At 74.4% G+C, this 24,305-nt stretch carries 25 protein-coding genes; 13 read left to right on the top strand and 12 right to left on the bottom strand.

Annotated features, from left to right (window positions below; all coding sequences use genetic code 11):
• Nucleotides 1-87 precede the first annotated feature (87 nt).
• Nucleotides 88-1,026: an NAD(P)-dependent oxidoreductase gene (locus BG482_RS19325; RefSeq protein ID WP_069770320.1), complete on the top strand. Its 939-nt coding sequence runs from the start codon at nucleotides 88-90 to the stop codon at nucleotides 1,024-1,026.
• A gap of 43 nt (nucleotides 1,027-1,069) precedes the next feature.
• The gene (locus tag BG482_RS19320) at nucleotides 1,070-1,564 is read left to right on the top strand and encodes a MarR family winged helix-turn-helix transcriptional regulator (protein ID WP_069770319.1); all 495 of its coding nucleotides are present in this window, start codon (nucleotides 1,070-1,072) and stop codon (nucleotides 1,562-1,564) included.
• A 51-nt stretch (nucleotides 1,565-1,615) separates the two neighbouring features.
• Here the strand turns inward: BG482_RS19320 and BG482_RS19315 are convergent, their stop codons facing one another.
• Both BG482_RS19315 and BG482_RS19310 read right to left on the bottom strand, forming a co-directional pair.
• A complete protein-coding gene (locus BG482_RS19315; protein WP_069770318.1) occupies nucleotides 1,616-2,830 on the bottom strand; it encodes a GNAT family N-acetyltransferase in 1,215 nt (404 codons plus the stop codon).
• Nucleotides 2,831-3,248: 418 nt separating this feature from the next.
• Nucleotides 3,249-4,085, bottom strand: a complete 837-nt coding sequence (locus BG482_RS19310) for a class I SAM-dependent methyltransferase (RefSeq protein WP_069770317.1) — start codon at nucleotides 4,083-4,085, stop codon at nucleotides 3,249-3,251.
• Nucleotides 4,086-4,233: 148 nt separating this feature from the next.
• Between BG482_RS19310 and BG482_RS19305 the strand changes: the two genes are divergently transcribed.
• Nucleotides 4,234-5,148: an SGNH/GDSL hydrolase family protein gene (locus tag BG482_RS19305; RefSeq protein WP_069770316.1), complete on the top strand. Its 915-nt coding sequence runs from the start codon at nucleotides 4,234-4,236 to the stop codon at nucleotides 5,146-5,148.
• Nucleotides 5,149-5,189: 41 nt separating this feature from the next.
• Here BG482_RS19305 and BG482_RS19300 read toward each other — a convergent pair whose 3' ends face one another.
• Nucleotides 5,190-5,507 (bottom strand): hypothetical protein, encoded by a 318-nt coding sequence (locus BG482_RS19300; protein WP_069770315.1) that lies wholly within the window; start codon nucleotides 5,505-5,507, stop codon nucleotides 5,190-5,192.
• Nucleotides 5,508-5,642: 135 nt separating this feature from the next.
• Here BG482_RS19300 and BG482_RS19295 point away from each other — a divergent pair, with 135 nt between their 5' ends.
• Complete coding sequence (locus tag BG482_RS19295; protein ID WP_069770351.1) at nucleotides 5,643-5,978, top strand: hypothetical protein; 336 nt, start codon at nucleotides 5,643-5,645, stop codon at nucleotides 5,976-5,978.
• 24 nt (nucleotides 5,979-6,002) lie between these two features.
• Here the strand turns inward: BG482_RS19295 and BG482_RS19290 are convergent, their stop codons facing one another.
• The gene (locus tag BG482_RS19290; RefSeq protein ID WP_069770314.1) at nucleotides 6,003-6,860 is read right to left on the bottom strand and encodes a DMT family transporter; all 858 of its coding nucleotides are present in this window, start codon (nucleotides 6,858-6,860) and stop codon (nucleotides 6,003-6,005) included.
• A 158-nt stretch (nucleotides 6,861-7,018) separates the two neighbouring features.
• Here BG482_RS19290 and BG482_RS19285 point away from each other — a divergent pair, with 158 nt between their 5' ends.
• Entirely contained in the window at nucleotides 7,019-7,432 is a 414-nt protein-coding gene (locus tag BG482_RS19285; RefSeq protein ID WP_069770313.1) for an ATP-binding protein, read from the top strand.
• A gap of 343 nt (nucleotides 7,433-7,775) precedes the next feature.
• On the opposite strand, the gene BG482_RS44025 is transcribed toward BG482_RS19285, so the two are convergent.
• Both BG482_RS44025 and BG482_RS45275 read right to left on the bottom strand, forming a co-directional pair.
• The gene (locus tag BG482_RS44025; RefSeq protein ID WP_167467611.1) at nucleotides 7,776-7,919 is read right to left on the bottom strand and encodes a hypothetical protein; all 144 of its coding nucleotides are present in this window, start codon (nucleotides 7,917-7,919) and stop codon (nucleotides 7,776-7,778) included.
• A gap of 130 nt (nucleotides 7,920-8,049) precedes the next feature.
• Nucleotides 8,050-8,574: a hypothetical protein gene (locus tag BG482_RS45275; protein ID WP_079141920.1), complete on the bottom strand. Its 525-nt coding sequence runs from the start codon at nucleotides 8,572-8,574 to the stop codon at nucleotides 8,050-8,052.
• A gap of 304 nt (nucleotides 8,575-8,878) precedes the next feature.
• Between BG482_RS45275 and BG482_RS19275 the strand changes: the two genes are divergently transcribed.
• The 3 genes from BG482_RS19275 to BG482_RS19265 all read left to right on the top strand — a co-directional run bounded on the left by BG482_RS19275 (nucleotide 8,879) and on the right by BG482_RS19265 (nucleotide 12,256).
• Nucleotides 8,879-10,510 (top strand): NAD(P)/FAD-dependent oxidoreductase, encoded by a 1,632-nt coding sequence (locus BG482_RS19275; protein ID WP_069770312.1) that lies wholly within the window; start codon nucleotides 8,879-8,881, stop codon nucleotides 10,508-10,510.
• A 34-nt stretch (nucleotides 10,511-10,544) separates the two neighbouring features.
• On the top strand, nucleotides 10,545-11,441 hold the full coding sequence (locus BG482_RS19270; protein ID WP_069770311.1) for an SDR family oxidoreductase: 897 nt from the start codon (nucleotides 10,545-10,547) through the stop codon (nucleotides 11,439-11,441).
• Between the two features lie 107 nt (nucleotides 11,442-11,548).
• A complete protein-coding gene (locus BG482_RS19265; protein WP_069770310.1) occupies nucleotides 11,549-12,256 on the top strand; it encodes a LysE family translocator in 708 nt (235 codons plus the stop codon).
• Nucleotides 12,257-12,290: 34 nt separating this feature from the next.
• On the opposite strand, the gene BG482_RS19260 is transcribed toward BG482_RS19265, so the two are convergent.
• From BG482_RS19260 to BG482_RS19250, 3 genes are all read right to left on the bottom strand, one after another.
• The gene (locus BG482_RS19260) at nucleotides 12,291-12,470 is read right to left on the bottom strand and encodes a hypothetical protein (RefSeq protein WP_069770309.1); all 180 of its coding nucleotides are present in this window, start codon (nucleotides 12,468-12,470) and stop codon (nucleotides 12,291-12,293) included.
• Between the two features lie 227 nt (nucleotides 12,471-12,697).
• Complete coding sequence (locus BG482_RS19255; protein ID WP_069770308.1) at nucleotides 12,698-13,402, bottom strand: alpha/beta fold hydrolase; 705 nt, start codon at nucleotides 13,400-13,402, stop codon at nucleotides 12,698-12,700.
• A gap of 144 nt (nucleotides 13,403-13,546) precedes the next feature.
• Nucleotides 13,547-13,948, bottom strand: coding sequence for an ANTAR domain-containing protein (locus BG482_RS19250; protein ID WP_069770307.1), 402 nt, complete (start codon nucleotides 13,946-13,948; stop codon nucleotides 13,547-13,549).
• A gap of 250 nt (nucleotides 13,949-14,198) precedes the next feature.
• On the opposite strand from BG482_RS19250, the gene BG482_RS19245 reads away from it, so the two are divergent.
• Together BG482_RS19245 and BG482_RS19240 are read left to right on the top strand one after the other, a co-directional pair.
• Entirely contained in the window at nucleotides 14,199-15,158 is a 960-nt protein-coding gene (locus tag BG482_RS19245; RefSeq protein ID WP_069770306.1) for a helix-turn-helix transcriptional regulator, read from the top strand.
• 161 nt (nucleotides 15,159-15,319) lie between these two features.
• Entirely contained in the window at nucleotides 15,320-17,455 is a 2,136-nt protein-coding gene (locus BG482_RS19240; protein WP_069770305.1) for an FUSC family protein, read from the top strand.
• Between the two features lie 10 nt (nucleotides 17,456-17,465).
• On the opposite strand, the gene gap is transcribed toward BG482_RS19240, so the two are convergent.
• Both gap and BG482_RS19230 read right to left on the bottom strand, forming a co-directional pair.
• Nucleotides 17,466-18,464 carry a type I glyceraldehyde-3-phosphate dehydrogenase gene (gene gap / locus BG482_RS19235; RefSeq protein ID WP_069770304.1) on the bottom strand — a complete coding sequence of 333 codons (999 nt, stop codon included), beginning with the start codon at nucleotides 18,462-18,464 and terminating at the stop codon, nucleotides 17,466-17,468.
• Nucleotides 18,465-18,570: 106 nt separating this feature from the next.
• On the bottom strand, nucleotides 18,571-19,527 hold the full coding sequence (locus BG482_RS19230) for a GlxA family transcriptional regulator (protein ID WP_069770303.1): 957 nt from the start codon (nucleotides 19,525-19,527) through the stop codon (nucleotides 18,571-18,573).
• Between the two features lie 215 nt (nucleotides 19,528-19,742).
• Here BG482_RS19230 and BG482_RS19225 point away from each other — a divergent pair, with 215 nt between their 5' ends.
• Nucleotides 19,743-20,579 carry a pectate lyase gene (locus tag BG482_RS19225; RefSeq protein WP_069770302.1) on the top strand — a complete coding sequence of 279 codons (837 nt, stop codon included), beginning with the start codon at nucleotides 19,743-19,745 and terminating at the stop codon, nucleotides 20,577-20,579.
• Nucleotides 20,580-20,651: 72 nt separating this feature from the next.
• On the opposite strand, the gene BG482_RS19220 is transcribed toward BG482_RS19225, so the two are convergent.
• The gene (locus BG482_RS19220; protein ID WP_069770301.1) at nucleotides 20,652-22,301 is read right to left on the bottom strand and encodes a sigma-70 family RNA polymerase sigma factor; all 1,650 of its coding nucleotides are present in this window, start codon (nucleotides 22,299-22,301) and stop codon (nucleotides 20,652-20,654) included.
• Nucleotides 22,302-22,558: 257 nt separating this feature from the next.
• On the opposite strand from BG482_RS19220, the gene BG482_RS19215 reads away from it, so the two are divergent.
• On the top strand, nucleotides 22,559-23,011 hold the full coding sequence (locus BG482_RS19215; protein ID WP_069770300.1) for a hypothetical protein: 453 nt from the start codon (nucleotides 22,559-22,561) through the stop codon (nucleotides 23,009-23,011).
• A gap of 84 nt (nucleotides 23,012-23,095) precedes the next feature.
• Nucleotides 23,096-24,286 carry an MFS transporter gene (locus tag BG482_RS19210; protein ID WP_069770299.1) on the top strand — a complete coding sequence of 397 codons (1,191 nt, stop codon included), beginning with the start codon at nucleotides 23,096-23,098 and terminating at the stop codon, nucleotides 24,284-24,286.
• Nucleotides 24,287-24,305 lie beyond the last annotated feature (19 nt).

Here is a 24,305-nt window from a genome sequence, read left to right as displayed (position 1 = left end):
CATAGTCGGTGCCGTGTCGGCGACCGCGGCGGTTCGGTCGCCCGACGTGAGCCGCAAACGCGCGTGAGCCGGGAAGGGCGGTGCGTCGTGCACGTCGGATTCATCGGACTCGGGGTCATGGGTCAGCCCATGGCCGCCAATCTCGCCCGCGCCGGAACGCCTCTCGTCGTGGGGAACCGCACCCCCGGCCGGTGCGAGCCGCTGCGCGCCCTGGGGGCCGAGGTCGCGCCGAGCCCCGGCGCGGTCTTCGACCGGGCCGGGACCGTGATCCTCATGCTGGCGGACGAGACGGCGATCGACGACGTACTCGGGCGCGGCTCCCCCGCCTTCCCCTCCCGCGTCGCCGGGCACACCGTCGTCCACATGGGCACCACGTCCGCCGAGTACTCGGCCGGTCTTCAGACGGACCTCCGGGCGGCCGGCGGCCGCTACGTCGAGGCCCCGGTCTCCGGGTCCCGCGTCCCGGCCGAGCGGGGTGAACTGGTCGGGATGCTCGCGGGCGACGACGACGCCGTGGCGGCCGTGCGGCCGCTGCTCGCCCCCCTGTGCCGGGAGACCTTCGACTGCGGTGGGGTGCCGGGCGCGCTGCTGATGAAGTTCTCGGTGAACCTGTTCCTGATCACCCTGGTCACCGGGCTGGCCGAGGCGTTCCATTTCGCCGAGCGGCACGGGCTCGACCAACGTCTGCTGCGCGACGTGCTGGACGCGGGCCCGATGGCCAGCGCCGTATCGCGGGTCAAGGGGCCCAAGCTGCTGGAGCGCGACTTCAGCGTGCAGGCGGCCGCCGCGGACGTCCTGAAGAACAACCGTCTCATCGCGGACGCCGCCCGCGAGGCGGGTCTCGCCTCGCCGCTCCTCGACGTCTGCCACGCCCTGTACGGCGAGACCGTGGCCCAGGGACACGGCGGCGAGGACATGGCGGCCGTGCTGCGCGCCCTGGAAGCCCGGACCGAGGCCGCGCTGCCGCCCGGCGCGACGGCGACGGCGACGCCCTGCCCGACGTCCCCCCGCGTCTCCCGGGCATGATCGGTACGGTGATACCCGGGACGGTGAAAGGGGCGGGGAGACCGTGAGCGAGCAGGCGGAGATCGGGACGGCGAAGGAGGCCGCCGGCCACGAGCTGGTTCTGGCGTTCGGACGTCTGCAGGGGGCGGCCAACCGGCTGGAGTACATCCTGGGGCGAGCGCTGGAAGAGGAGTGCGGAATCAGCCATCTGATGTTCGAGGTGCTGCTGATCCTCGGCCGGGCGGGCGCGCCGGGCCTCTCGATGCGGGCCATCGCCCAGGAACAGGTGCTGACCACGGGCGGCGCCACCCGGCTCGTGGACCGCATGGCGGCGGCCGGACTCGTGAGCCGCGCGGACTCCCCCGACGACCGGCGCGCCAAGCTGGTGCGGCTCACTCCGCTGGGCGAGGAGACGACCGTCCGGGCCGCTCAGGTGCACCTGGAGAACATCCGGCGGTACTTCGTCGCGCCGCTGCCCGCCGAGGATTTCGAACGGTTCACCCACAACCTCCGCCTCCTCAGTCACTCGGCCCGGGACGTCCTGCCCCGTCTCCCCTGACCTGCGCGCAGGCGCGGCGCGCGCCTGCCGCCGGACGGGTCGCGCCCGCCGTCAGAACCAGTGCAGGCAGTGCGGGGAACGGTCGGAGCGGAAGAGGGCGTCGGCGAGGGCGGCCGCGTCCGGCCGGTGGGCCCGGATGCGCCCGGCGCGCACGAGGGTGCTCGGGTCGGTGCCGCCGAGGTAGACGGAGCCCAGATCGCTCACGTCCAGGGACAGGTCGGGTTCCCGGTCCGTCCGGACGCAGTCGGCCTTGCCGTCCCGGACGGTCAGCAGGTAGCGGCCGCGCTCGTCGAGGAACGGGTCGTCGACGTCGAGGACGAGTTCGCCGTCGCAGAACCAGCCGCGTGCGGTCAGCGCACGGGGTACGTCGAGCAGTCGCACCCAGAGCCAGTCGGTGTCGCCGCTCACCTGCCCGGCGCGGAAGTCCGCGAACTGCCAGCGCAGCGGATGCCCGGGCGGGAAGTGCTTGATCACGACCTCGTCGACCAGGTCGTGCCCGAGCACGAACCGGACCAGGGCCGTGAAGACGGCGTCGGCGGCGGCGACGGTCTCGTCGACGGTGAGGGTTTCCGACTCGCCGATCGCATAGGAGGCGTACCCGTCGGGGACGCCGGCTACGTCGCGGTGGACCGCGACGTAGCGCGGCGCCGGAGAGATCGGGGGCTGCCCGGCGCCGACGGCCCACCAGCGGTGCGGCCGGGACAGCGCGCCGGGCTGGGCGCGGCGGTAGCGGTCGTAGACCTCTTCCAGGATCTCGACGCACTCGGCACGCGGCAGCAGCTCGACGGCGCCGGTGTCCGCCGCGGCCGCCGCGCCCTGGGTCAGGGCCAGGGCGCCCCGGTGGCGCGGCACCGTGAGCCGCTGGGTGTAGGTCGCCGGCCCGTAGCCGAACCTGCGGTAGATCAGGGCCTCGGAGGCCAGCAGGACGGAGAGGTACTCCCCGCGCGCCCGCAACTCGGCGAGCTGCCGCCGCATCATGGCGCTGAGCACGCCACGGCGTCGGTGCGTGGGCAGAACGCCGACGGCGGTCACTCCTGAGCAGGGGGCGACGGTCTCACCGGGCAGGGTGAGCTCGAAGGAGTACGCCCCGGCGGTGCCGACGGGCCGCCCGTCCTCGGTGAGGGCGAGCAGGCCGCGGTCCATCTCGAACGCCGACCACCAGAGCCCGCCGTCCCCGGTGGGGGTTTCCGGGAAGCGCCCGAAGGCGGCATGGAGCGTGTCGACGAAGACGTCGAGGTCCTGGTCGGTCGTGGAACGGATCTCCATGCCTGGCGCTGCCTCCCCGGGACACGGGCGCCCGACTCGTGCGCCCCGCACAGTGCAGCGTCGCTCCGCGGCGGGGTCAAGCGGATTATGTCCGCGGCGTCGCCGTCACCGGCCGGTCGGCGGGGCTTCGGGGCGTCGGGGCGTCGGGGCGTCGGGGCGTCGGGGCGTCGGGTAGAACGCGGATTGGCGTTGTCGGTGCGTCTCTGACTGATCGTCACCAAGGCCGTTGCGTCTGCCGGTTCGGCCGCACCGGGCGGTCCACGCCCGCCGGGAGCGGAACGGCCGGGCGGCGCCGGACGGCCTTCCGTTGCCGCCGGGCCGTGCGGCCGGGTCACGGTGTCCCGGTCCGGAGCGTCCGGCGGTTCCGGCAACGGGAGGACCCCGCGGTCCGGAGAGCCGCTCGGGCGCACGCCGCTGATCACATGGTCGCCGGCCTGCGCCATATCATGATCTCGGTGGCCGGGAGACGTTCCGCGAAGCGGCCTTCGGGAGCGGCCCGCCCCAGCAGCGCCCGCAGGTCCCGCTCGAAGTCCTCGCGCCGGTCGCCGAACAGGTGCGGCGCGGAGGCGGACCGGGAGAACGTCCAGGCGACCAGGTCGTCCGCGGTGCGCTCGACCACTTCACCGGCCGGCACGACGAGCCGATCGAAGTGCTCGAAGCCGGCCCTGGCGATCACGAGGCCCTCCCCGTTCGGCGTGCCGTCGACGAGCGTGCCCTGCCCCGCCCGGCGCACCGGGCCCAGGTAGCGGCGAACCAGGGCGGCCATCTCCTCGTAGGGGGGCGCGGGCGACGGCGGCGGCTCTGCGGGCGGATCGTGGAGCTCGCTGACGTGGACAAGGGCGCCGCCCGGCTCCAGCATCCGCAGCACGGCCGCCGCCACGCGCTCGCGGTCCGTCCAGTGGAAGGACTGGGCGAACACCACGGCCCTGAACTCGCCCAGTCCCGCGGGCAGTTCCTCGGCGCGCGCGGCCACCAGGCGGATGTTGCCCAGGCCTCGGCGGCCGGCCTGCCGCTCGGCCTCGGCGAGCATGTCCTCGTCGGGGTCGACGCCGACCGCCTCGTGGAAGAAGCGCGCCATGGGCAGCAGGACGACGCCCGGGCCGCAGCCCACGTCGAGGAGCCGGCCCCGGCCGTCCAGACCGAGAGCGGCGGCGAGCGCTTCGGCGAAGCCCGGCGCGTACGGAAGCCGGCCGCGCTCGTAGTAGGCCGCGCTTCCGGCGAACAGGGTTCTGTCCCACTGCCATCCCTCAGGCATGTCGGTTCTCTCTCCATGAGGCGAACGGGTTCGCTCCGGAGTCTGGCACCGGCGACCGACCGGACGGTATACAAGCCCAGTCGAACCGTCACGACACCGTGAGGACGGTGCCGCCGGCGGGCCACGGGCTGCGAGGGGGAGAGACTCGATGCAACGCGAAACAGGCACGGGCAGACCGGCCGGTCGTCGCCGACGAGGCGTCACCCTCCTTGCCACGCTCGGAGGTTGCGCTCTCGTGGCCGCCTCCGCCACTCCGGTCGCGGCGCACGGGGCGGGCGGCGCGGCCCGTTACGCGGCGCTCGGCGACTCCTACACCTCCGGGCCCTTCATCCCCCGGCAGGTGGACGTCGGCTGTGCCCGGTCCGACCACAACTACCCGTCCCTCGTCGCCGCGCGGCTGCGCGCCACCACGTTCAAGGACGTCAGCTGTGGCGGGGCGACCACCGAGAACATGTGGAAGCCCCAGGGCGCCAACGGCCCCCAGCTGGACGCGGTGAACCGCGACAGCGACCTCGTGACCGTCCAGATCGGCGGCAACGACATCGGCTTCGGCTCGATCATCGCCACCTGTGCGCAGGTGGCCGCGCAGGACCCGACCGGCGATCCGTGCCGGCGTCACTACGGCACGTCCGGCGTCGACGAGCTCACGGTGACGATCGCCAGGACCGCGCCGAAGATCGCGCGGGTGCTGTGGGCCGTGCACGAGCGCGCTCCGCGGGCCCGGGTCCTCCTGGTCGGGTACCCCGACCTGCTGCCCGACGACGGCAGCGGCTGCGCGCCGTCGGTGCCGTTCGCGGCAGGCGACTTCCCCTACCTGAGGGACACCGGCAGGCGCCTCAACCTGATGCTGCGCCTGGTGGCCCGTTGGAACCGCGCCGAATACGTCGACACCTACGGTCCGACCGTCGGCCACGACATGTGCACCTCCCCGGCGGTCCGGTGGATCGAGCCGCTGCAGCCCGCCTCGCCCGCCGCCCCCGCGCACCCCAACGCCAAGGGCGAGCAGGCGATGGCGGGCGCGGTGTGGCAGCGCCTGACACACGGGCGGGGCGGCGGCCGCTGACCCCGAGCCGCTCCCGCGAGCCCGCGGCTCGCGGGAGCGGCTCACATCTCGGAGTCGATGCCGGTGATCACCGCCGGGCCGAGCGGCGCCTCGCTCCCGTCGAGACCCGCGGCCTGCAGGGCCGAGTCCGCGAGCCTGCGGGCGTCCTCCTCCGCATGGGGAACGCTGTCCGCTTCGACGGCGAGCCGGATGGTGAAGGTGTCGTCCTCGTTCACGGTGAGCGGGTCGAGGTCCTGCGCGTCGCCCATCCGCGTGTGATGCGGATCGACGGGGCGCAGGGCCTGGCTCAGCCGCATGCGCGCCTCGTCCTCGATCCCGGCCGTGAAGGTGCCGGGCACCGTGATCACGTAGGTCGTCATGACGTTCCCTTCGTCGGTCTCTGCTCCCTCCCGCCTACCCCGCCGTGCGCCCGGCTCGCATCCCGACCCGGACGGAGGCTCTGATGCTCCTCAAGTCGCTTGGCCGGCACGGGACTCAGAGCCAGGATGATCCTCATGACAGGAATCACGGGACTCAACAAGAAGCACAACTTCGTCCTGGTCCTCCGGGACGCGGACGTGGTCGCGGCGGCGCTGCGCGAGGCGCTGGCCGACGCCTCCCCCGAGGAGCGCCCGGGCCTGGAGCGCGCCGTCGCACTGGTCGGGGCCACCGCGGCGACCACCGAGGCCCGGCTGCGCGCCGACTGGGTCCGCTCCCGGCTGGCCGCCGTCGGCTTCACGGGCGACGTGTCCTCGATCGCGGCCGTGAAGGCGCTGCGCCAGGCGGAGAAGAAGCTGAGCCTGCTGGCGGCGGTGGAGCTGCAGAAGGACGCCGTGGCCGAACAGGCGTGACCGGGTACCGGGGGGCCGCCGTGCTCAGTGGACGACGTCGGACAGGTGGGGCACCACCCGGGTCAGCCGCACCACTCCCCACAGGATGAGGAGCACGCCGATCCCTTCGGGCAGCAGCCACCACCCGGCCCGGATCTCCTCCTCGAACAGGACCACGCCCAGCAGGAGGCTCACCGTGGCGTCGCCGATGGTCAGGGCCGGCTGCGAGGCGGTGAGGGGACCGGCTTGCAGCGCGTTCTCCAGCAGCAGGAGCGCCGCGACGCCGGTGAGGGCGAAGCCGTAGGTCTGCCAGGCGGTGAGGAAGGCGGGCAGCCCGTCGTCGGCGAGACGCCCGGTGGCCGACTTCATCAGGGCGGCGGTCAGGGCGTTGCCGATCGCCGCGGCGGAGCCCAGCGCGGCGGCCCGGAACAGCGGCGAGGAGGAGGAACGGGTGAGGGCGACCGCCGCGGTCATCGCGCCCAGGGCGACCGCCAGGACCGGGATCCACCGCTCCATGGCCGCCTGCTGCCGGGTTCCGTGCGGGGCCGCCGAGGTCAGCAGCAGGGCGAGGCCGGCCACCGCCGCCGCGACCGCCCGCCAGGCGTCGGGCGACAGCCGGCGGTGCAGCAGGGGCGCCGCCACCAGCAGGGCGAACGGCAGCTCCAGGATGAACACGGGCTGTACGAGAGCCATGGGCCCGTTGACCAGGGCCAGCGCCTGGAACACCGCGGCGCCGACGACGCCGGCGATGCCGATGGACCAGGCGGGCCGCCGCACGAGGGCGCGCAGCAGTTGTACGCCGCCGCCCCGGGGGACGGTGGAGGCGGCCTTGCGCTGGAACGCCGTGCCCACCGCGTTGCTGGCGGCCCCGAGGACGGCGAAGAGCAGGGCGAGCACGATCATGTCTCCACCATGCCCGGCAGGACCGCGAGCGGACACCTCGGCGGGATGTCGGGGGGACGGGGCGTCACGCCTGCGGGTGGACCGCCGCGGGCGCGGCGTCACCTCGGCGTCCCGGGGTAGACGGAGGGCCGGTGGACGCTTTCTCGGAGGGATCAGCAATGGATCGATCAGCGCTGCGGGCAGTCGGATGGGCCCGCTCTCTGCCCCTGGAGTCCACGGTGAAGACGGCCCGCGACTGGGCCCGGACCCACCTCGACACCCTGGGCTGGGCCACCACCGCTCCTGAGACGGTCGACGCCGTGCTGTTGACCGTCTCGGAACTGGTGACCAACGCCCACCGGCACGCGCACAGCGACGCGCAGCTCGTGTTGACCTGGGACAGCCGCTGTCTGCACATCGCGGTCCACGACGCGTCGGCCGAGCTGCCCGCTCCCCGCAGCCCCAGCACCGACCGCACCGGAGGCCGGGGCATGTTCCTCGTCGACGCGCTGGCGGACAGCTGGGAAGCTCACCCGTGCCCCCACGGCAAGACCGTCACGGCCTGTTTCAGCCCGCAGCCCTCCGGTTCCTGAAGGCACGAGCTGAACCTGGCCGGTGGCCGGAGGCTGTCGCCGCCCGCATACCCTCGTCGTAGGTGTTCGGGCGGTCGCCGCCGTCGGGGAGGAACGCGATGACACCTGCACTCCCTGATGGCCTTTCAAGAGGCTTCGACATCAAGGGCGTTGACGCAGAGTTGACGCAAAGAGGCTTCGGCAGCACCGGCATCGGCACGAGATCCAAGGCCGGGTTCGACTCGCTGCGACAGCCGACCGCCCACCACAGCTCACAGCCGACCGCCCGCCGTCGGGAGGACGGCGGGCGGCGGGCGGGTTCGTCGCGACGCCGGTCGCGAGGTCGTGAGAGCCGGCCAGGCGGTCAGCGCCGGGTGCGCAGCCGTGCCAGCAGGCCGCGTGCCTGGGCACGACGGCGCGGATCGGCAGCGGTACGGCGTACCTGCTCGATCGTGCGCCGCCCCTGGGGGCTCCTGCTGAAGTCCTTGATGCGCTGGATGACGCTCATCGTTCTCCTCCCCTGGTCTGACTCAGCCGTCTGTCTGTGTGATTGCCTGAATGGTCTGCCTGGGTGTCGCCCGGGTCCGCGTCGGAGCGACGATCCCTTCTGGGCGTCCGGCTACCCCCGAACGGGCCGATCAGGCCGCTCGCGCCGCGCGTCGCCGCAGCCCGGTCGGGGCGACGGGCGCGGGCGCGGACGCCTGACGAGCGGCCGCGGCCGCGGTACGCGCCGGCAGGACCCGGTACGTCGTCTTGGCGGGGTCGGTGACCGGCTCGCCGAGCGTGATCCGGCCGGCCGCGTACAACTCGTCGCACTCGGCGGCCGGCAGGGCCACGTAACAGCCCCCGCGGCCGCCCTCGGCGTCCAACGGCCGCCAGTAGCCGTACACCCGGCGCCCATTGGCGTGCTCGGTGACGAACACGGGCGTGCGCGAGTCGGAGACGATGCGCAGCACGTCGGTTCCCGGGCGGCGCGGCGGCGCGGCGGGACGCGGCGACGCGGCGCGCCGGGAGGGACGCGGCGCCTCACGGGGACGGGGCACGCCGGCCACGACCGCGACGACGGGGCCCGGTGTGACGGGTGCCGCCCACTCCTCACGCATCGGGCGGCGCGCGGCGGAGCGTACCTCGAGGACCTGCGGCTGGTCGGCGGTGAGCGGCATCGGCGGTGACCTTTYCTGGACGGGGACATGAGACCGCCTACCCGGCTGAGCCGGAGTTGATCTCACCTGGGGCATCCTTCATCACGGCACTGACAACGCGACCTCCCCACGGGTGGCCTCCTGCCCCGGAGCGCGCCCCGCACACCGCGGCAGGGTTCACGCCTGCCGATATGGGCACTCGGCGCACCTCGTCCGCAGCGATCGCAGGAGGCACGGGTGGCTGTTCCGCATCGACCGGTTCGGCATCGACCGGCCGGAACGACCCCGAGTGACGCGGCGCTCCCGCCCGCCCGGGGAGGTGGCGATGCCTGACGCGGTGGTGATCGGCGCGGGACCGAACGGACTGGTCGCGGCGAACCTCCTGGTGGACGCCGGCTGGAGCGTGGAGGTCGTCGAAGAGCAGCCCGAGCCCGGTGGCGCGGTGCGGCACAACCGGGAGGTCGACCCCGCGTTCGTCAACGACCTGTTCAGCTCGTTCTACCCGCTGGCCGTCTCCTCCCCCGTGCTGTCCGGGCTGCGGCTGCACGAGCACGGCCTGCGCTGGAGCCACGCGCCCAGCGTGCTGGCCCACCCCCTCACCGACGGCCGCTGCGCGCTCCTCGACCGCAGGATCGCCGTCACGGCCGACTCGCTGGACGCCTTCCGGCCCGGCGACGGGGACGCCTGGCGCCGGCTGCACGAGGTGTGGGAGCGGTTGCGCCCGGACATCCTCGACGCGCTGTTCACGCCGTTCCCGCCGCTGCGGGCGACGGCCCGGCTGGCGGCCCGGCTGCGCGGAGCGGGCGGCCTGCGCATGGCCCGTACGCTCGTCCTGCCGGTGCGCCGGCTGGGCGAGGAGGAGTTCGCGGGGGAGGGCGGCCGGCTGCTGTTGGCCGGCAACGCCCTGCACGCCGACCTCGCCCCCGAGGCCGCGGGCAGCGGCGGTTTCGGCTGGCTGATGTCGATGCTCGGACAGAGCTACGGCTTTCCCGCGCCGGCCGGCGGCTCCGGCGCCCTGACGGACGCCCTGGTCCGACGGCTGCGCTCACGCGGCGGCACCCTGCGCTGCGGGCAGCGGGTGGACCGGATCGTGGTCCGCGACGGACGGGCGGTGGGGGTGCGCACCGCGGACGGCGAGCCGGTCGCCGCGCGGCGCGCCGTGCTGGCCGACGTGTCGGTGCCGGCGCTGTACGGATCGCTGCTGGAGCCGGAGCACCTGCCGGCCCAGGTGTCGGCCGACCTGGAGCGGTTCCAGTGGGACTTCGCCACGTTCAAGGTCGACTGGGCGCTGGACGGACCCGTGCCCTGGCAGGCCGAGGCGGCCCGGCGGGCCGGAACCGTGCACCTGGCGGACGGGCTCGACGAGCTCACCCGCTTCGCCGCCCAGATCGCCATGCACCAGGTCCCCGACCGTCCCTTCGCGCTCTTCGGCCAGATGACGACGACCGACCCCGTGCGCTCCCCCGCGGGCACCGAGGCCGCCTGGGCCTACACCCACGTCCCGCAGGAGGTCGCGGGCGACGCCGGGGACGAGCGACTGACGGGCGTCTGGGACGCGAGGGAGCAGGAGGTGATGGCCGACCGGGTCGAACGCCAGGTGGAGCGGTTCGCTCCCGGCTTCCGGGCCCTGATCCGGGCCCGGCGCGTGCTGGCTCCGCCCACGCTGCAGTCCCTCGACGCCAACCTGCACGGCGGCGCGATCAACGGCGGCACGACCGCTCTCCACCAGCAGCTCTTCTTCCGGCCGCTGGCCGGCAGCGGGCGCCCGGAGACGGCCGTGCGCGGACTGTTCCTGGCCTCCGCGGGCGCCCATCCCGGCGGCGGCGTCCACGGAGCGCCGGGGGCGAACGCCGCCCGCGCCGCACTGCGCCGCCGTGTTCCGCCCGGCCGCACGTACCTGCAGCGGGTGCTGGCCCGCCGCGACCGCACCGGTGCGAAGCGGCCGTCCGCCGGCTGAACGGCGTCACCGCCGTAGAGGAAGGGAGCAGCCTGTGCACGAGAGCCCCTTGCGAGACCGCACCGTCGTGATCACGGGAGCCGCCCGAGGACTGGGCGCGGCGCAGGCACGGGAACTCGCCCGGCGTGGTGCGCGGCCGGCGCTGATCGGGCACGAGGGGGAGGCGTTGCGGGAGCTGGCTGCGTCGCTGCCCGGCCCCGCGCTGGCCCTGGAGGCCGACGTCACCGACGCCGAGGCGCTCGAGCGGGCGGCGGCGGCCGTGCGTGCGCGGCTGGGGCCGCCCTCCGTGGTCGTCGCCAACGCGGGCATCGCCGAAGGCGGACCCTTCGCCGTCGCGGACATGGCGTCCTGGCGGCGCGTCATCGACGTCAACGTGGTGGGCAGCGCCCTGACGGCGCGCGCGTTCCTGCCGGATCTGGTGGAGACGGCCGGCTACTACCTGCAGATCGCCTCCCTGGCCTCGATGGGGGCCGCTCCCCTGATGAGCGCGTACTGCGCCTCGAAGGCCGGTGCGGAGGCCTTCGCGCACTCGCTGCGGGCCGAGGTCGCCCAGCACGGCGTGGCCGTCGGCGTCGCCTATCTGAACTGGGCGGACACGGACATGATCCGGGACGCCGACCGTCATGCGGTGCTGCGTGAGCTGCGCGCCCATATGCCGGCGCCCGCCCGGCGCGTGTATTCGCCCGAGTTCGTCGCGCGGCGGCTCGCCGACGCCGTCGAACGCCGGCGCACCGCCGTCTACGTCCCCGCCTGGCTGCGCCTGGTGCAGGGGACCCGCGCCGCGCTGCCGCCCCTGGTCCTGCGCGTGGCGCGGCGCGAGCTGCCCCGGCTGGAGGCGGCCGAGCCGTTCCGGCCCACCGGGCTCCTCGGCGCGGGCGGCCGGGCCGACGGCGCCGCGGCGCACCTGCGCGAGGGGCCGGGCGGGCGGTGAGGCTCCGCGCGCAGGGACCGGACCGCGGGCACAGGCCGGCGGCGCCGGGACGGAACACGGTAGGCCGGTAGTGGCCCCGCGTGGGGCGTACGGGAGGGAGTGGGCCGGTGTCGGTCGATCTGGCGGGATTCCTGGGCGTGGTGCTGCTCGCCTACCTTGTTCCCGGGCCCGACTTCCTGGTGATCGTCAGGGCGGCCGCCCGGCGCGCCGCACTGGGCCGGGCGGCAGCGCTGGGCGCGCAGACAGGTCTGTGCGTGCACATGTGCGCCGCGGCCCTGGGTCTGTCCGTGCTCGCCGCGGGGTCCGCGCTCGCCTTCACCGCCGTGAAACTGGCGGGGGCGGCCTATCTCGCGTATCTGGGTGTACGGGTGCTTCTGCAGAGTCGGCGCACGGGCGGCGACAGCCGCGACACGTCGGCCACGGCGGCGGCCCACGGCGGGCGCGGCTCGGAGCACGGCGCCGAGCGTGGCCCCGAGCCCGGCTCCGGCGCCGACGCGCCGGCGCACCCCGCCCTGGGCAGTCGGCGCGACAGCTTCGTGCAGGGGTTCATGACGAACGTCCTGAACCCCAAGGCGGCGCTGTTCTTCCTCAGCGTCCTGCCGCAGTTCACCCGCCACGGCGACTCGCCCGCCGAGGAGATCTTCCTGCTCGGCGGCCTCGACGTCGCCGTCGGCGTCGTCTACTGGCTGCTGCTCGTGCGGGTCGCCGCGCGGCTGCGGTCGCTGCTGGCACGGCCTGCCTGGCGGCGTCGCTGGGAACGCACGACGGGATGGCTGTTCATCGCCGTCGGCGTGGGCGTCGCCACCGCGGACTGAGCGGCACGAGACGCCCGGTCTCGCGCCCTCGGCCTCAGGAGAAGAACGAGCGCTGCGCGGGCAGCCCGCCCTGGGCGAAGGAGGACGGGGCGCTCATCACGCGGTCCAGGTCGCGCTTGATGCGTTCGGCCTCACCGCGCACGTCGGCGGGTACGTCGCCGCGTTCGGTGACGAGACGGTGGTAGATGGGGGTGTCGTCGAAGGCGGAAATCACCGGAGAGGCTCTGCTTTCGTGGGCGGTCGGGCGGGCCGACGCGGCAGGACGGACAGGGGACACGGCCGACGATCCGACGGGGCGAACCGGCGCTTGCGGGACGTCGCCTGACGGCTCGGCAGGACAACCTCGGGCGACGACATCATCGTATTGTCCCCGATGGCGCGGCGAGCGCCGACACCGAGGGGCCCGCCGACGGCCCGCGGCGCGGCCGGACGCGGTCCGGCTCACCACCTCAAGGGGTCCTCCGCCGCACAGGCTTCACCGGCGAGTCCCGTCAATCCCTCCTCAGGCCGGAGCAGTTGGGCGACGACCGCGGCGATGGCGCGATGCCAGTCGCCGCTGCGGCGCAGCATCGCGTGGTCGCCTCCGCGCACGAGGACGAGACCGGCTCGCGCGCCCGCCCGCCGGGCCCGGCGCACGTACCCGGCGGACTCCCCGGGGTCGGTCACCCGGTCGCGGTCGCCGTGCAGGACGACGACGCCGGTCCCGGCGAGATGGTCGACGGGTTCGCCGGGCGGACACCACGGCGCCAGGGCCAGCACCGCGTGCACCGAGGGGTCGGCGGCCGCCCGCAGCGCCGCCCGGCCCCCCATGGAGTGCCCCACGAGGACCACCGGCAGTTCGCCCGCCGACGCGCGCAGCTCGTCGAGGGCGCGTGCGGTGTCGGCCACCGGGTCGGCCGTCGCGTTCCATCCCCGGTAGCGGTAGCGCACCTCTGCGAGCAGCACGTCCCGGCGGTCCGTCGCGGCGAGGGCCGCCCGCAGGACGGGACGCATCCGCAGGGCCGCCGGGTGCCAGGGCCGGGCCCGCGCACGGCCGCGTTCCCGACCGCCGTGCAGGACCAGGACGGCGGCTCCGGCCGGCGCGGGCGGCAGGCGCCGCACCGCCAACGCGGTCCCCGCCGCGGTGACGGCCTCTCGTTCGTCCACTGCTCCCCCGCTCTCCCGCACAGCGCCCGCCCGGCCCGGATCCGGCCGTCGGACGACCGGTCCCGGCCGAGGCGTCGAGGATGTCAGAGACCGGCCGTCGCCGCACGACCGCGCTCCGGCAGGGCGGTCGCCGCGGACGCGGGTTCACGCCTCCTGGGTGGCGTTCGGCTCGGCGGCGGATTCCTGACCGCGGTCGATCCCGATCCCGGCGCCGCGGTCGAGTTCGAGGCCGCGCGCGCCGCCGTGACGGGTCCGATGCCGGGTCCTGACCACCGCGGCGCGCATCGCCGGGCGGATCTCGTCGGGCAGACGACCGCTGACCACCCAGCGCATGACGTGCTGAGCGACTTCGCGCAGCTTGATGTTGGTGTGCTGGGAGACCTGCCGGAGCACGTCCCAGCTGTTCTCCGGGCTCATCCGGCACACCGCCGCCACCACGCCCATCGCCTGGTCGATCTCGGCGCGCGAGGCCAGCGCCTGGCGCAGCTGGTCCACCTCTTGTTCCAGGGCGGCGACCTTCTGTACGAGTTCGTCGTTGTCCGACATGCGAGGTCGCTTCTCCTCCTTGCACCCCCGGGAGCACCGGCACGCAGCACGCGCACGGCGCAGTTCCGCTCCACTCTGCGGTGCCGGATGGCACGCCGCGATCCCGTGAACGAAAAGAACCGGGGGCGACCAGCCGCACAACGAAAGAAGATCCTGTCGCATATCGGCTGCGCGGGCTTCGTGGAGGAAATGTGGGGCAGACGTAGCCTGAATCGACGTACACCGATCCAGGGCGAGGAGATCCGGGGGCATGCACACGCTGACATTCGACAGCGACGACCTGGACCGGACCGAGGACTTCCTCAGCCGCGCCTACGCGAAGATGCGGATCGGCAGCAGCACCCCCGAGACGAGCCGGGCGCGGATCAGCCGCAGCGGCCTCGGCCCGATCACCGTCGACGAGCTCGACCTCGAATTCGACATGAGCTACGCCGTCACCCCGCTGAACCGGATCTGCCTGTGCGTGGTCCACGAGGGCACCATCCAGGACCACGTCTACCAGGGGGTCGAGGACTCCTTCGGCCCCGGCGACGTGGTGTCCTTCGCACCGCCGACCCTGCCGTACGCGGGCCGGGTCTGCAGCGCCCGCTACAACATCACCATGCTGGACCCCGCCCTGCTCGACCAGGTGGCCGCGACCGCGGCGCCGACCGCGACCGAGCCGGTCCGGCTGACCGGTCACCGGCCGCACTCGCCCACCGCGGCCGAGCAGCTGCGGCAGACGATCACCTACGTCCGCGACCACGTGCTGACCGAGCCGGCCATGACGAATCAGGCGCTGGTGGTGTCGACCGCCGCCCAGCACCTGGCCGCGACCGTGTTGAGCACGTTCCCCAACACGGCGCTGACGGACCCCACGCCGGCCGACCGCCGCGACTCGCATCCCGACGCGCTGCGCCGGGCGCTGGCCTACATCGACGACCACGCCGACCAGCCGATCACCGTGGCCGACATCGCGGCCGCGGCGCATGTCACCGTCCGCGCACTCCAGTACGCCTTCCGCCGTCATATGGACAGCACCCCGCTGGCCCATCTCCGCCGTGTGCGGCTCTCGCACGCCCACCGGGAGCTGCAGGCCGCCGACCCCCGTGCCGAGACGACGGTCACCGAGGTCGCGGCCCGCTGGGGCTTCTTCCACCCGGGCCGCTTCGCCGCGCTCTACCGCGAGGTCTACCTGCGCACCCCGCGCCAGACCCTCCTCGACGACTGACCCGCGCCCGCATGGCCACCGGAGACGGAGCCCGCGTCGATCGGCCGTAGAAGAACGCGGGCCTCCCGCCCCGCGGGGAGCGGCTCCGCCTGCGTGGCCTCGGGAGCCGCGCGACACTGGGGGTGCTGACGACCTCGGGTGGCGCGCGGAGAGGAACGCCGATGGCCCCACGGCCCTCGCTCGCCGAATCCGTCAGGGCCGGCCGCCGTGCCGTACGGGTGACGGTCTCCGCGGCCGCCGGGTTCTATCCGGCCGCGTATCTGCTCGATCAGCCCGTGACCGCGGTGTACGCCCTGTTCACGCCCATCGCGCTGGGCGTCCTGTCGCCGCTGCCGGGCTCCGGACGCGGGCGCGCCGTCACCGTGCTGGGGGCCCTGCCGGCCGCCGCCGCCCTGGCGGCCCTGGGCACGGCTCTCGCCGTGGGAACCTGGCCTGCCGTGGCGGGCATGCTGCTCGTCGCGTTCGGGCTGACCTTCGGCGCGGTGTGCGGCCCGCGCCCGGCCGGGACCGCGCCCGGGCTGCAGCTGTTCTACATCCTCGCCTGCTTCCCGCCCTTCGCCCCGCAGACCCTGCCGCAACGGCTGGCCGGAATCGCCGTCGGCGGACTGCTGCTGGCGCTGTGCGAGTCGGCCGTCCTCCCGGACCCCCCTGAGCCCTCGTACCGCGTCCGGGTCGCCGACGTCCTGGATCTCGCGGCGCGCTCCGCCACGGCCCTGACCCGTACCGCGGGTGCGGAGCCCGGGGCGGGCGGGAGGCTGCGGGGGGCCGGCCGGGAGCTGCGGTTCTCCCGGCTGCCCGCCGGGGCGCGCCCGACCGGCGCGGGACGCGGCGACCGCGCGCTGGCCCAGGCGGGTTCCGCGACGCGGCGTCTCGTGGACCAGCTGGCGGCCCTCTGCGAGATGCCGCGCGCTACCGCGGACACCGCCTCGCAGGACCTGCTCCGGGGCGTCGCCGTCGTCTGCGGCGGGACGGCCCGCTCGCTGCGCCACAAGCGCCGCACGGCCGGACCCGAGCTGATCGAGGAGATGATCGCCCAGTTCCTCGTGTCGCGTGACGCCGTCCCGGCCGGGCGCGCCGACCGTCCGCACGAACTGCTGCGCCGTCAGTCGACGGTGCTGACGATCGCCGTCTCGGCGGTGACCGTGCGCACGGCCGTCGCCCTCGCGTACGGCGGCCGTCGGCCCGTGCACGGGCTGCCCCGGGAGCAGTTCTGGTACGCACGGCTCTCGACGGTCCGCCTGTTCGCCGTCCGGCTCTCCGGCAATCTGACCCGCCGTTCCGTCGTCTTCCAGAACGCGATGCGCACCGCTCTCGGTCTCGCCCTCGCCCGGCTGGTGGCCGGCTCGCTGGATCTTTCGCACGGCTTCTGGGTGCTGCTGGCCGTGCTCACCCTGGGGCGCACCACGGCGGGCGCGACCTGGTCGAGCGTCCGCGCGGCCGTCGTCGGCACGCTGGCCGGCGCCCTCGCGGCCGGTCTGCTGCTCGTCGAGGCGGGTGCCGCCACCGAGGTGTACGCCTGTCTGCTCGTGCCGATGATGCTGGTCGCGTTCACCGTGGGCCCGCTGGAGGGGCCGGCCTGGGCGCAGGGGCTGTTCACCCTGGTCGTGTCGGTGGCGTTCGCGCAGATCGCGCCCGTGACGTGGCGGCTCGCGGAGATGCGGGTCGTCGACGTGCTGACCGGGAGCGCGGTCGGTCTGCTGTGCGGCGTCCTGGCCTGGCCGTTCGGCGCCCGCGCCGAGACGCGGCGCAGCATGGGGGCCCTGCTGTGCGCCGCCGCGCCCCTGGTGCGGGTCACCGCCGACGCCACGACCGGCCGCGGCGGTCCCGGCCGAGGCGGCGACGCGGCCGGTCGGACCCTCCGGCTGGCCCGGCACCGGCTCCGTATCGCCGAAGGCGCCTACGCGCAGTACCGCACGGAGCCCTCCGCGTCCGCGCCCGGGACGGAACCCGACTACCTCGCCGTCCTCAACTTCGGCTCGCGTGTCCTGGTCGGGGCCCACTGGCTGCCCCGGACGGACCAGGTTCACGAGCTGCCCGTCGCGGCGCGGCACTGGCTCCGGGAGGCCACCGCCGAGGTGGAGGCGGCCACCGTGCGGGCGGCGCACTTCCCGCCGGGCGGCGTCCGGGTCCGGCTGACGCCCCCGCCGTCCCTCACGTCCACGGCCGCGCCGGACGTCGTGTCACTCCTGAGCGACATGGAGGTGTGGCTCGACGCCCTCTCCGCGGACCTGCGGGTCGGTGCCGCCCACCGGACGGCCCGGTCGGCCGCCCCCGCGGCGGCCGACCGGCCGTCATGAAACGGCCTGTTCAGCGGGCGGCGAGGAGTTCGAGCGTGTCGATCACCCGGTGCGAGAAGCCCCACTCGTTGTCGTACCAGGCGACGACCTTGACGTGGCGGCCCTCGACACGCGTGAGCGCCGAGTCGAAGATCGACGAGGCCGGGTTGCCGGTGATGTCGGACGACACCAGCGGGTCCTCCGAGTACTCGAGGACGCCGGCCAGCGGGCCCTCGGCGGCCGTGCGGTACGCCGCCAGCACGTCGTCACGCGTCACGTCGCGGGCCACGGTCGTGTTGAGCTCCACGATCGAGCCCACCGGGACCGGCACCCGGATCGAGTCGCCGGACAGCTTGCCGTCGAGGCCGGGCAGCACGAGGCCGATCGCCTTGGCGGCGCCGGTCGTGGTCGGCACGATGTTGACGCCGGCGGCGCGGGCGCGGCGCGGGTCGCGGTGCGGACCGTCCTGCAGGTTCTGCTCCTGCGTGTAGGCGTGCACGGTCGTCATGAAGCCGTGCTCGATGCCCGCGAGATCGTCCAGGACGGCGGCCAGCGGGGCGAGCGCGTTGGTGGTGCAGGACGCGTTCGAGACGATCGTGTGCAGCTCGGGGTCGTAGGCGTCGGTGTTGACGCCGTACGCCAGCGTGACGTCGGCGCCGTCCGAGGGCGCGCTGACGAGCACCTTGCGCGCGCCCGCGTCGAGGTGGGCGCGGGCGGCCTTGGCCGAGGTGAACCGGCCGGTCGCCTCCAGCACGATGTCGACTTCCAGCGCCGCCCAGGGCAGCTGCGCCGGCTCGCGCTCGGCGAGGACCTTGATCCGACGGCCGTCGACGACGAGGACGTCGCCCTCGACGCTGACCGGGCGGCCCAGCCGGCCGGACGTCGAATCGAAGGCGAGCAGCCGGGCCAGGGCGGTCGGCTCGGTGAGGTCGTTGACGGCGACGATCTCCAGGTCGCTGTCGCGTTCCAGGAGCGCGCGCAGCACGTTGCGTCCGATGCGGCCGAATCCGTTGATGGCGATGCGAGTCATGAGTGATGTCCCTTCGGTTTCGCCACCAGCCTCGCGTGCGTCGTCCGCGCATGGCCCGGGCGTGAGCGCCATGGTTCGCAAGGATCTCGCCAACCGCCGGTCGCGGTCACTCGCCCCGGGTGAAGGTGCGCCGGTACTCGCTCGGCGTGGTGCCGAGGATCTGCTGGAAGTGCAGCCGCAGATTCGCGCCGGTGCCGAGGCCGACGTCGCCCGCGATCTGCTCGACGCCGCGCTCGGAACGCTCCAGCAGTTCACGCGCCCGGTCGATGCGGGCGCGCATCACCCACTGCATGGGCGTGTATCCGGTGTCCTCCACGAAGCGCCGCGACAGGGTCCGCTCCGAGACGGCCGCGTGCCGGGCCAGCGTGTCCAGGGTGAGGGGCTCGCCGAGGTGGTGCAGCGCCCACTCGCGGGTGGCGGCGAAGCGTTCGCCGATCGGCTCCGGCACACTGCGCGGCACGTACTGCGCCTGGCCGCCGCTGCGGTAGGGGGCCGCGACCAGCCGCCGGGCGGCGTGGTTGGAGGCGGCCACGCCGAGGTCGCGGCGCAGGACGTGCAGGCACAGGTCGATGCCGGAGGCGGCGCCGGCCGAGGTCAGCACACTGCCCTCGTCGACGAACAGGACGTTCTCGTCGACCCGCACGTGCGGATGCCTGGCCGCCAGTGCCCGGGTGTAGTGCCAGTGGGTCGTGGCGCGTCTGCCGTCGAGCAGACCCGTGGCGGCGAGCGCGAAGGCCCCGGTCGAGATGGCGGCCAGCCGCGCGCCCCGCTCATGGGCGGCGCGCAGCGCGTCGACGACCGCCTGCGGCGGATCCTCGCGGTCGGGGTGGCGGTAGCCGGGCAGGAAGACGACGTCGGCCCAGGCGAGCGCCTCGAGCCCGTGGGCGACGTGGTACGACAGCCCGTCGCCGCCCGTCACCAGCCCGGGCGCCGCGCCGCACACCCGGACCTCGTACGGCATGCTCGCCCGGGTCGTGAACACCTGCGCGGGGATGCCCACGTCGAGCGGCTTGGCTCCTTCGAGCACGAGGACGGCGACACGTTGCAGGCGGGAGGACGACACCCGGAAAGGGTACGGGGCGGCTGCCGGGCCTCACCGCGGTCTCGCCCCACACCAGCGAACGGCCCGGCGGCGCACCCGCCCGGGAGGCCCCGGCCCTCCTCCCCGAGGAAACCCCTCGTGGCCCGGGGCGCCCGGCCCCGGGCCACACCCGTGAACACCCTTGGCGCCGCGCCCGTATGCAGTCCTGACTGCTTTCGGAAAGGCGCGGTGATCACGTGACAGCTCGCTCTCCCCACTCCGGGCACCGCAGGTCTCAGAACAGGACCCCGCTGATCGCCGCGGTCGCGGCAGGCGTCCTCAGCCTCGCGATCGCGGCGCAGGCCGCTCTCGCGACCGAGACCGGCGGCACGGCGGATGTGCGCGTGCTCGCCGTGCCGCAGGCGGCCGGCGAGGAGCAGCTCACCGCGACCCGGCGGGTCACCGGCGTGTTCGACGGGGAACGGACCCGGTTCACGAGAGCGGGCGAGCCGGCCGTGGACGGTCGGGAGGAGGGGGAGCGTCCGCTGTTCGAACTCGCCGACGGCGCCGTCCTGAAGAACGTGATCATCGGCTCTCGGGTCGCGGACGGAGTCCACTGTCTGGGCAGCTGCACCTTGGAGAACGTGTTCTGGGAGGACGTCGGCGAGGACGCGGCGGCCTTCCTCGGCACGTCCGCCGACGCCACGTACGTCGTCAGCGGCGGTGGCGCCGCCCGGGCCGCGGACAAGGTCTTCCGGTTCGACGGCGCCGGCACGCTGACCGTGCGGAACTTCGCGGTCGCCGACTTCGGCGAACTGGTCCGGTCCTGCGGCGACTGCAGGAAGCGGTTCCGGCGCGACGTGGTGCTGGAGAACGTCACGGCCACCGCCCCGGGCCGCGAACTGGTCGGGATCAACGCCGACTTCGGCGACTCCGCCCGGCTGAGCGGCATCACCGTGCTGGGCGACCCCGACCGGAAGGTCATGCCCTGCCGGAAGTTCCGGGGTGGGAACGACGGCGAGGCCGAGAAGCCCGACGCGGCGGCGGACGGCGTGAACTGCGTGTTCGAGCAGGCCGACATCAGCTTCGGCTGAGGCGTCCCGGCGTCGCCGCGGAGTCGCGGCGCCCGGCCCGAGGAGCCTGCGCGGTGCGAGCGGCTCGCGCGGTCACAGCTTGGCCCCGAAGTTCTGCGTCCACCACGGGCCGCCCGCTCCGTCGTGGATCCCCACGCCGATGTCCTTGAAGGCGCAGTTGAGGATGTTGGCGCGGTGGCCGGGGCTGTTCATCCAGGACGTCATCACCGACTGGGCGGTCTGCTGCCCCATGGCGATGTTCTCCCCGTACGTGGACCAGCGGTAGCCCGCGGCCGTGATGCGCTTCCCGGGGTCGGCGCCGTCGGGGTTGGTGTGGTCGAAGAACCCGCGGGCGGCCATGTCGTCGGAGTGCCCCTGGGCGGACTTTCGCAGCAGGGGGTCCTCGGTGAGGGGCCCGCAGCCGGCCTTCGCCCGTTCCTGGTTGACGAGCGCGATCACCTGGGCCGAGCGGTCCGACGATCCGGACCGCAGGGTCGTCTTCGGGGAGACGGGCGGACGGGACGGGGCCGGCTTCGCGGCGGGCGGCGCGGACGCGGCCGCGCTCCTGCGGGGACTCGGCGATGCGCTCGCACTCGCCGACGCCGAGGTCGACGCGGAGGCCGTCGGTGAAGGGGACGGTGACGGCGAGGTCTCGTCGCCGATGTCGGGCGTGGGCCGGCCGGAGACGAGCGCGTCGTCCACGGGCCGCACGGCGGTGCTGTCCTGGGCCCCGCCCTCCGGTCGCAGGCCGAAGTAGAGGAAGCCGCCGCCGGCCACGCACGCCGCCACGACCGCGCCGCCGACCGCGCGGCGCCGGGTGCGCCGCTTGCGCCGGGTCGCGGTTCGGGAGGCGGTCCGGCCGGCCGCCTCGTGGCGTGCGCCCGACCGGACGGTGACGTCCGGTCCGTCCTCGGGCAGCGAGGACGCCGAACCGGCCAGGGCGACGGCGTCCGCGGCCGAGCGCGTCCGCGCGAGCAGTGCGGACGATGCCGCGACCAGCGCGAGACCGGCCAGCAGCCCCTCCGCGGGCACCAGTCCGCTCCACAGACCGGAGCACTGTGCGCATCCGCGCGCGTGCCGGGCTATGCGCTTGCGCCACAGCGCCGAGGGCCGGCCGTCCCAGCCCGCGAGCTCGCCGCGCAGTTCCCGGCACGGCGGCTGTGCGTCCACGGCCCGCACGACCACGCGGGCCGCCTCCAGCTGAGCCTTCATCCGCTGGACGCGGACCGCGGTGTGCTGCGGCGTGAGGGCGAGAGCCTCGGCTATCTCGGCCCGGGTCAGTTCACCGGCGCACTCCAGCCACCACAGGGACAGCAGCCCCCGGTCGTCCGGCTCCAGCCAGCGCGTGGCGCGCGCGGTCTCCTGCCGCTGGCCGGACAGCTGCAGTCGCACGATGGTCAGGTCGACGAAGTCGGCGCCCGGGTCGGCCACTTCGTCGGCCTCCTCGACGGCCACCCGCGCCGGCTGCTGCCGGTTCCAGTGCGCCCGGACCTGGTTCATCGCGATCGCGACCAGCCAGGAGCGGAAGCTCTCCGGATCGCGCAGCGCGCCGAGCGAGTCCAGGGCGCGCAGCATGGTTTCCTGCACGACGTCGTCCACGTCGACCGAGCCGTTCAGCGCCCGGCCCACGATGTTGTAGACGAGCGGGAGGTACTCGCCGACGAGCGCGTCCTGGGCGTTCTGGTCGCCCGCCCGCGCGGCGGCCACCAGCGCCGTCGCCTCCACCGTGTGCCGTTCACTCATTGCAGCTTCCCTGTCGTCGAATCCGAGCGATGCTGTCCGTCGCATCGGGGATCTCCACGGGTGCGACGGATAACAGTTCTTCGGAAAAACGTGCGAGGACAGAGACTGGCCGCCCTGCGCCCTCGGTGCAATGGAGGGGGTCACATCCCGGCATGCCCGTGCGATCCCGTGCAACCGGTGAGGCAGTTCGGGTGTCTTTGTCAGTGAAAGCGGATGATTGCCGTCATCCGTCCCGACTCGTTCCGACGGGGGAACCCATGAGTCTCGCTCACATCCGAACCCGCGGCGTCCTGGCGACCGCGGCCCTCCTCGCCCTGGCGGCGAGCACCCTCGGCGCGGCCGACGCCGGAGCTTCGACCGCACGGCGCGCGGCGCCGCAGACGCGCCAGATCGCCTCGTCCGTCCTCGGCTCCGACTACAAGGTCACCCTCACCCCCCTGCGCTCGACCGGCGACGCCTACGCAGCGTCGGTGCGGATGCAGGTGTACACGCACTCCGGCGGCGCCTGGAAGGAGTCGGACCGCGTGACCGTCGGCGACGTGGACGGCTGGTTCTGGTTCCCGCTGACGGGCAGCGGCGCCGTCTGCCGGTTCTCGACGGCCGGCACCGAGCCCGCGCCGATCAGCGTGAGCCTGCTGCTCACCCCGTCCCTGGGCTGCTCCGCGCCGGCGCACTACGTCGTCGAGCACGGCAAGGTCCACGCCGGCTGAACGGATCGCCGGCGATGGCCCGGCGCGACGACTCGCCGCCGTCGCGGGCCCGTTCGCCGCGGTCGCGGTACTACTGTCGCCGGCATGGACCGTGACGGCCGAGGGTGGCTCCCCTGTCTGCTCGGCGGAGCGGTGTTCGCCGTGTGCATGGCCGGCACGACCTTGCCCACGCCCCTGTACGGCCTGTATCAGGACAAGTTCGGCTTCTCCGAACTGACGGTCACCGTCGTGTACGCGGTGTACGCCTTCGGCGTCATCGGCGTGCTGCTGCTGGCGGGCAACGCCTCCGACACGGTGGGCCGTCGGACGGTGCTGCTGTGGGGCCTGGGCTGCGCGGCGGCGAGCGCCGTCTGCTTCCTGTGCGCCACCGGGCTGGGCTGGCTGTACGCGGGGCGGCTGCTGTCGGGGTTGTCGGCCGGACTGTTCACCGGGGCGGCCACCGCCTACGTGATGGACCTGGCTCCCCGGGGCGGGGCCTCCCGGGCCACCCTCGTGGCGACGGCCGCCAACATGGGCGGACTGGGCTGCGGCCCGCTGCTCGCCGGAGTGCTCGCGCAGTACGCACCCTGGCCGCTGTACCTGCCGTTCGCCGTGCACCTCACCCTGGTGGCCTGCTCGGCCGCCGTCGTGGCACGCCTCCCGGAGACGGTGCGCGACCGCAGGCCGGCGAGCAGCGTACGGCCGCAGCGGCCGGCCCTGCCCGCGCAGGTGCGGGCGGTGTTCGGGCCGGCGGCGACGGCCTCGTTCGTGGGGTTCGCCCTGTTCGGCGTGTTCACCTCGGTCAGTCCCGCGTTCCTCGCCGAGTCGCTCGACGTGCGCAACCACGCCGTCAGCGGTCTGGTCGTGGCGCTGGCGTTCTTCGCCTCGACGGCCGGGCAGTCGGCCGTCGGGCGGGTCGGAGTGCGGCGTTCGCTGCCCCTGGGCTGTGCCGCGTTGCTGGCCGGGCTGGCGTTGCTCGCGGGTGCGCTGCGCTGGGAGTCGCTGCCGCTGGTGGTGTCGAGCGCGCTCGTCGGCGGGGCCGGGCAGGGGCTGGCGTTCCGTGCGGCGCTGTCCGCCGTGGCCGAGGCGTCACCTCCGGAGCGGCGGGCGGCGGTGATCTCGGCGCTCTTCGTGGTGGCGTACGCGGGCATCTCGGTGCCGGTGATCGGCGTGGGCCTGCTGACGGGCCCGCTCGGCCTGGAGGGCGCCGGACTGGTGTTCATCGCGTGCATGGCCCTTCTCGTCTCGGCCGCGGCCGCCTACCTGTTCCGGCGGCCGTTGCCCGCGAGGGCGTGAGCCGGGCGAGCGGTGGGCC

The sequence above is a fragment of the Streptomyces sp. LUP30 genome (genome assembly GCF_001746365.1).
Classification (GTDB): domain Bacteria; phylum Actinomycetota; class Actinomycetes; order Streptomycetales; family Streptomycetaceae; genus Streptomyces.
This window is presented reverse-complemented; position numbering and strand designations above follow the sequence as displayed.

Coding starts and splice junctions, on each gene's coding strand:
- BG482_RS19305 (WP_069770316.1), top strand. CDS start 4,234: ATGCAACGCGAAACAGGCACGGGCAGACCGGCCGGTCGTCGCCGACGA.
- BG482_RS19215 (WP_069770300.1), top strand. CDS start 22,559: ATGAGTCTCGCTCACATCCGAACCCGCGGCGTCCTGGCGACCGCGGCC.
- BG482_RS19285 (WP_069770313.1), top strand. CDS start 7,019: ATGGATCGATCAGCGCTGCGGGCAGTCGGATGGGCCCGCTCTCTGCCC.
- BG482_RS19245 (WP_069770306.1), top strand. CDS start 14,199: ATGCACACGCTGACATTCGACAGCGACGACCTGGACCGGACCGAGGAC.
- BG482_RS19210 (WP_069770299.1), top strand. CDS start 23,096: ATGGACCGTGACGGCCGAGGGTGGCTCCCCTGTCTGCTCGGCGGAGCG.
- BG482_RS19220 (WP_069770301.1), bottom strand. CDS start 22,301: ATGAGTGAACGGCACACGGTGGAGGCGACGGCGCTGGTGGCCGCCGCG.
- BG482_RS45275 (WP_079141920.1), bottom strand. CDS start 8,574: ATGCCGCTCACCGCCGACCAGCCGCAGGTCCTCGAGGTACGCTCCGCC.
- BG482_RS19315 (WP_069770318.1), bottom strand. CDS start 2,830: ATGGAGATCCGTTCCACGACCGACCAGGACCTCGACGTCTTCGTCGAC.
- BG482_RS19300 (WP_069770315.1), bottom strand. CDS start 5,507: ATGACGACCTACGTGATCACGGTGCCCGGCACCTTCACGGCCGGGATC.
- BG482_RS19290 (WP_069770314.1), bottom strand. CDS start 6,860: ATGATCGTGCTCGCCCTGCTCTTCGCCGTCCTCGGGGCCGCCAGCAAC.
- BG482_RS19295 (WP_069770351.1), top strand. CDS start 5,643: ATGACAGGAATCACGGGACTCAACAAGAAGCACAACTTCGTCCTGGTC.
- BG482_RS19240 (WP_069770305.1), top strand. CDS start 15,320: ATGGCCCCACGGCCCTCGCTCGCCGAATCCGTCAGGGCCGGCCGCCGT.
- BG482_RS44025 (WP_167467611.1), bottom strand. CDS start 7,919: ATGAGCGTCATCCAGCGCATCAAGGACTTCAGCAGGAGCCCCCAGGGG.
- BG482_RS19310 (WP_069770317.1), bottom strand. CDS start 4,085: ATGCCTGAGGGATGGCAGTGGGACAGAACCCTGTTCGCCGGAAGCGCG.
- BG482_RS19275 (WP_069770312.1), top strand. CDS start 8,879: ATGCCTGACGCGGTGGTGATCGGCGCGGGACCGAACGGACTGGTCGCG.
- BG482_RS19250 (WP_069770307.1), bottom strand. CDS start 13,948: ATGTCGGACAACGACGAACTCGTACAGAAGGTCGCCGCCCTGGAACAA.
- gap (WP_069770304.1), bottom strand. CDS start 18,464: ATGACTCGCATCGCCATCAACGGATTCGGCCGCATCGGACGCAACGTG.